Source organism: Phenylobacterium sp. (assembly GCF_030697305.1).
Classification (GTDB): Bacteria; Pseudomonadota; Alphaproteobacteria; order Caulobacterales; family Caulobacteraceae; genus Phenylobacterium.
In genome coordinates, this window is record NZ_JAUYQL010000014.1 from 1 (window position 1) to 5,427 (window position 5,427).

4 protein-coding genes are annotated in these 5,427 nt (G+C 69.2%); 2 read left to right on the forward strand and 2 right to left on the reverse strand.

All coding sequences use genetic code 11. The features are described from left to right. Positions 1–1,187 (reverse strand): DEAD/DEAH box helicase (locus tag Q8R27_RS01565; protein ID WP_305697360.1); only part of this gene is annotated, 1,187 nt, incomplete at its 3' end. Between the two features lie 3 nt (positions 1,188–1,190). Between Q8R27_RS01565 and Q8R27_RS01570 the strand changes: the two genes are divergently transcribed. Next, complete coding sequence (locus Q8R27_RS01570) at positions 1,191–1,541, forward strand: succinate dehydrogenase assembly factor 2 (RefSeq protein WP_371134631.1); 351 nt, start codon at positions 1,191–1,193, stop codon at positions 1,539–1,541. After that, positions 1,531–5,022: a transcription-repair coupling factor gene (gene mfd, locus Q8R27_RS01575; RefSeq protein WP_305697361.1), complete on the forward strand. Its 3,492-nt coding sequence runs from the start codon at positions 1,531–1,533 to the stop codon at positions 5,020–5,022. Before Q8R27_RS01570 ends, mfd begins: the two co-directional genes overlap by 11 nt. 50 nt (positions 5,023–5,072) lie before the next feature. On the opposite strand, the gene Q8R27_RS01580 is transcribed toward mfd, so the two are convergent. Then, positions 5,073–5,427 (reverse strand): RidA family protein (locus Q8R27_RS01580; RefSeq protein WP_305697362.1); only part of this gene is annotated, 355 nt, incomplete at its 5' end.

Here is a 5,427-nt window from a genome sequence, read left to right on the forward strand (position 1 = left end):
CGGTGCTGCTCGTCGACGACGGCCAGGCGCAGCCGGTGGAACGCCACGTCGTCCTGGAACAACGCATGGGTGCCGACGACGACTTTCACTGCACCGCTGGCGATGGCGCGCAGCTTCTCGGCCCGCGCCGCGCCCTTGTCGCGCCCGGTCAGCAGGATGACGCCGAGCCCTTGGGCGGTCAAAGGGGCGGCGACGGTCTCGTAGTGTTGGCGCGCAAGGATCTCGGTGGGCGCCATCATCGCGCTCTGGGCGCCGGCCTCGGCGACGTCGGCGATGGCGGCCATCGCCACCACCGTTTTGCCGGAGCCCACGTCGCCTTGAATGAGCCGGCTCATCCGTTCGCCGTGCGCCAGGTCGCCGCGGATCTCACCCAGCGCACGCTCCTGCGCGCCGGTGAGACGGAAGGGCAGGGCGGCGATCAGCCGGTCGGCCGTGGCCGCGGCGGGAAATCGATCCGCGGGCTCGGCGCGGCGTTCGGCCTTGCGCTGAGCCATGGCCAGTTGGTGGGCCAGCAGCTCGTCGTAGGCCAGGCGCCGCTGGTGCACGGCCTGGGGAGCAAGGTCGCCTTCGCCCTGCGGCGCGTGCAGCCGAACCAGCGCCTCATGCCAGGACGGGAAGCCCTCGCGCGCCAGCCACGCTGGGTCCTGCCACTCCGGCAACTCGGGCGCCCGCTCCAGCGCCGCCAGAACCAGCCGCCGCACGGTGCGCGCCGGCAGGCCTGCGGTGGCCGGATAGATAGGCTCCAGCTCCGGGATTTCTTCGGCCTTGCCGGGCTCGACCATGTAGTCGGGATGGGACATCTGCAGCTCCGAGCCGTAGCGCTCGACCTTGCCGCTGACGATCCGACGCGCGCCCACCGGATGGCGGTCGGACAGTTGGCCGCCGATCCCACCGAAGAAGGTCAGTGTCAGAAACCCAGTGCCGTCGAAAGCCCGCACCTTCCACGGCTGGGCGCGGGTGCGCGGCGGTTGGTGAGCGTCGATCGTCACGTCGAATGTCTGCACCTCGCCTTCGATGGCCGCGTCAACGTGCGAAGGCGTGCGCCGAACGATGGCATGCGGCTTGAGGAACGCCACGTCGCGCACGATCGGTCCGGCGAGCTTCTCCAGTAACGGCGCCACGCGCGCGCCGACGCCTTTCAGCGCGCCGATCGGGGCGTAGAGGGGGAACAGAATCTCGGGCCGCATGCTTTGCAGCATAGCGCGACTGGCGCGCAGGCCGCGCGCGCTCTATATCCGCCCGTCCTCATGGAACATGACGAAACCCGGCTGAAGAGGCTGAAATACCGCGCGTGGCATCGCGGATTCAGGGAAGCGGACCTCATTCTGGGGCCGTTCGCGGACACCCATGGTCCCAATCTCCCGCCGGACCAGCTCGCGGCCTTCGAGGCGCTGCTGGATGAAGCCGATCCGGACATCTACGCCTGGATCGTCGAGACGGCCGATACGCCGCCACAGCACGACAATGAAATCATGAGGTTGCTCAAGCAGTTCCGCTTCGAAGCTTTCGCAGCGCGTGGAGGAGGACCGCATGGCGGCTGACGGCTCACGCCCGACGGGACCTGCGGAAGCCCGCCGTGTCGCCCTGGATCCCGGCAGGCTCGATCTCCTCGGCGCGCCGGAGGGTTTCGACGCCTTGGTGATGGCCGACATCGTCAAGGCGCGGGGTGGGCTCTCAGTGTTCGTAGCCCGCGACGGCTCCAGGCTCTCGGCGTTCGCCGACGCCTTCGGCTTCTTCTCGCATGGCGTCGAGGTGCTGCGCTTCCCGTCGTGGGACTGCCTGCCCTACGACCGCATCGGCCCGTCGCCCGGTGTCGCGGCCCAGCGCATGGCGACGCTTGCGCGCCTGGCCGCAGGATTCGACGCCAAGACGCCGCGCCTGCTGATCACCACCGCGCCGGCGCTGCTCCAGCGCCTGCCGCCGCGCGACGCGGTGCAGGCCGGTTCCTATTCGGCTCGGGTCGGAAACGTCGTCGAGATCGCGGCGCTGGAACGCTACTTCCAGGTCAACGGCTATGTGCGGGCCTCCACCGTGTCGGAGCGCGGCGAGTTCGCCATCCGCGGCGGGGTGATCGACGTGTTCCCACCCAGCGCCGAAGAGCCGGTGCGGCTGGACCTGTTCGGCGACACGCTGGAGTCGATCCGCGCCTTCGATCCCGAGACCCAGCGTTCGACCCGCCAGTTGAAGGACGTCAGCCTGCTGGCGGTCAGCGAAGTGCTGGTCGACGCCGCTGCGATCTCCCGGTTCCGCAAAGGTTACGTGGCGGCGTTCGGCGCCCCCGGCGAGGATGCGCTCTACGCCGCTGTCACCGAGGGCGGGCGACGCGCGGGCATGGAGCACTGGCTGCCGCTCTTCTACGAGAAGCTCGAAACGCTGTTCGACTATCTGCCGGCCGACGCCCTGGTGGGGATCGACCACCTGGCGCGCGAGGCCCGCGACGAGCGTCTGTCGATGATCGCCGACGCCTACGACGCGCGCGCCGAGGCCGATCGCAAGGTCCAGTACCATCCACTGGAGCCGCAGGCGCTGTACCTGACGGCCGACGAATGGGGCGAGCGCCTCGCCCAGCGCCCCAACCGCCGGTTCTCCGCGTTCCACGAAGTCGAGAGCGAGGTCGCCATCGACATGGGCGCGCGCCAGGGCCGTGACTTCGGGCCTGAGCGTCAGCAGGACAGCGTCAACCTGTTCCAGGCCACCGCCGAACATGCCGAGACGCTCGCCAAGGCGGGCAAGCGCGTGCTGTTCGCTTCCTGGTCGGAGGGCTCCTCGGAGCGCCTGGGCTCGATGCTCGCCGACCACGGCCTGAAGCGCGTGCCGTTCGCGCCCTACTGGGACGCAGCCCGCGCCGCCGACCCCAAGACGCCGCAGCGCGTGGTGCTGCCGCTGGAGGCCGGGTTCGAGACCGACTCGCTCGCGGTGATCTCCGAGACCGACATCCTTGGCGACCGCCTCGCGCGCCCGCGCCGTCGCCGCCGGGCGGCCAACTTCCTGGCCGAGGCCTCGGCGCTGACGCCCGGCGACCTGGTGGTCCACATCGAGCATGGCATCGGCCGCTACGAGGGCCTCAAGACGCTGTCGGTGCAGGACGCGCCGCATGACTGCCTGGAGCTGCAGTACGGCGGCGAGGCCAAGCTGTACCTGCCGGTCGAGAACATCGACCTGCTCACCCGCTACGGCTCCGACGGCGAGGGCGTGCAGCTCGACCGGCTGGGCGGCGCGGCCTGGCAGGCGCGCAAGGCGCGCGCCAAGGAACGCCTGCGCGAGATGGCCGAGGGCCTGATCCGCATCGCCGCCGAGCGCGCCACTCGCGAAACCGACCCGGTCGAGCCGCAACACGGCGTGTTCGACGAATTCTGCGCCCGCTTCCCCTATGAGGAGACGGACGACCAACTCTCGGCGATCGGCGATGTCCTGGAGGATCTCGGCGCGGGCAAGCCGATGGACCGGCTGATCTGCGGCGACGTCGGCTTTGGCAAGACCGAGGTGGCGCTGCGGGCCGCCTTCGTGATGGCCATGAGCGGCCGTCAGGTGGCGATCGTCTGCCCGACCACGTTGCTCGCCCGCCAGCACTTCAAGACCTTCTCCGATCGTTTCCAGGGCTGGCCGGTGAAGGTGCGCCGCCTGTCGCGCCTGGTTCCCGCCAAGGAGGCCGCCGAGACCCGCGAAGGGCTGAAGAAGGGCGAGATCGAGATCGTCGTCGGCACCCACGCTATCCTGTCGAAGCAGGTCGAATTCCGCGACCTGGGCATGGTGATCGTCGACGAGGAGCAGCACTTCGGCGTCAAGCACAAGGAGCGCCTGAAGGCGCTGCGCGCCGACATCCACGTGCTGACGCTCACGGCCACGCCGATCCCGCGCACCCTGCAACTGTCGCTGTCCGGCATCCGTGAGATGTCGATCATCGCCACCCCGCCGGTCGACCGGCTGGCGGTGCGCACCTACGTCACACCCTGGGATCCCGTGGTGGTGCGCGAGGCGCTGCTGCGCGAGAAATACCGTGGCGGCCAAGCCTACTATGTGGCCCCTCGCGTCTCCGACCTGCCGGACCTTCAGCGTTTCCTGCGCGAGCAGGTGCCGGAGGTGAAGTTCGTCACCGGCCACGGCCAGATGTCGCCCACCGAGCTGGAGAGCGTGATGAGCGCCTTCTATGAGGGCGAGTACGACGTGCTGCTATCGACCACCATCGTCGAGTCCGGCCTGGACATCCCGACCGCCAACACCTTGGTGATCCACCGCGCCGACATGTTCGGCCTGTCGCAGCTCTATCAGCTACGCGGCCGCGTCGGCCGGGCTAAGGCGCGGGCCTACGCCTACCTGACCACCCCGGCCGAGAAGACCATCACCTTGTCGGCCGAGCGGCGGCTGAAGGTGCTGCAGTCGTTGGACAGCCTGGGCGCGGGCTTCCAGTTGGCCAGCCACGACCTCGACATCCGCGGCGGCGGCAACCTGCTGGGAGAGGAGCAATCGGGCCACATCCGAGAGATCGGCGTCGAGCTCTACCAGCAGATGCTCGAGGACGCGGTCAACGAACTCAAGCATCGGGTGGGCGCGGAGGGCGCCGGAATGGCCGACCGCTGGTCGCCGCAGATCAACACTGGCGCGGCGGTGCTGATCCCCGAAGAGTATGTGCCTGACCTGAATGTACGCCTGTCCCTGTACCGACGCCTGTCGGACGCCGAGCAGTCAGCGGACCGCGAGGCCCTGGCCGCCGAGCTGATCGACCGGTTCGGGCCGTTGCCGCCAGAGGCCGGCCAGCTGCTCAAGGTGGTGGCGATCAAGGGGCTCTGCCGTGAGGCTAACGTCTCGAAGATCGACGTGGGTCCCAAGGGCGCGGTGGTCACCTTCCGCGGCGATCAGTTCAAGGACCCGATGGCGCTGGTCCAGTTCATCCAGAAGAACCAGATCGCCTGGCGCCTGCGTCCCGACCACAAGGTGGTGGTCAAGGGCGAGTGGGAGACGCCCGAACAACGCCTCGCCGCCGCCGAGCGCGTGCTCAGCGAACTGGCGAAGCTGGCGGCCTGAGCCGACTTCTTCGCTCCCGTCCCCCCTCGAGGCGGAAGGGAGTTCGTCGGTTACTTCTTCGCCTTCGCCGCTTGGATCTCGATCTCGGCGAGCATGCCGGGCTGGACGAGGGCGGCGACCTGCATGGTGACGCGGGCCGGCTTGTTGGGCTGAGCCGGCGTGCCGAACGCCTGGGTGTAGGCCTCCATCATGCCGGCGAAATCCATCGCTCCACCCTTGGCTGGGTCGCCGACCAGGTAGACCCGCATCATCACCACGTCACCGAAGCCGTAGCCCTGGGCCTTGAGTGCGTCCTCGAGGCGCTTCAGCACGCCGGTCACCTGGGTCTTGGTGTCGCCGAACACCGGCGGCGTGCCCTTGGGCGCGCCGGCGTTGAGCGCCGGCGGCGTCATGCCGCTGACGTAG

Bases quoted from the DNA above. Each gene is read 5' to 3' on its own strand.
- mfd (WP_305697361.1), top strand. From the start codon at position 1,531: ATGGCGGCTGACGGCTCACGCCCGACGGGACCTGCGGAAGCCCGCCGT.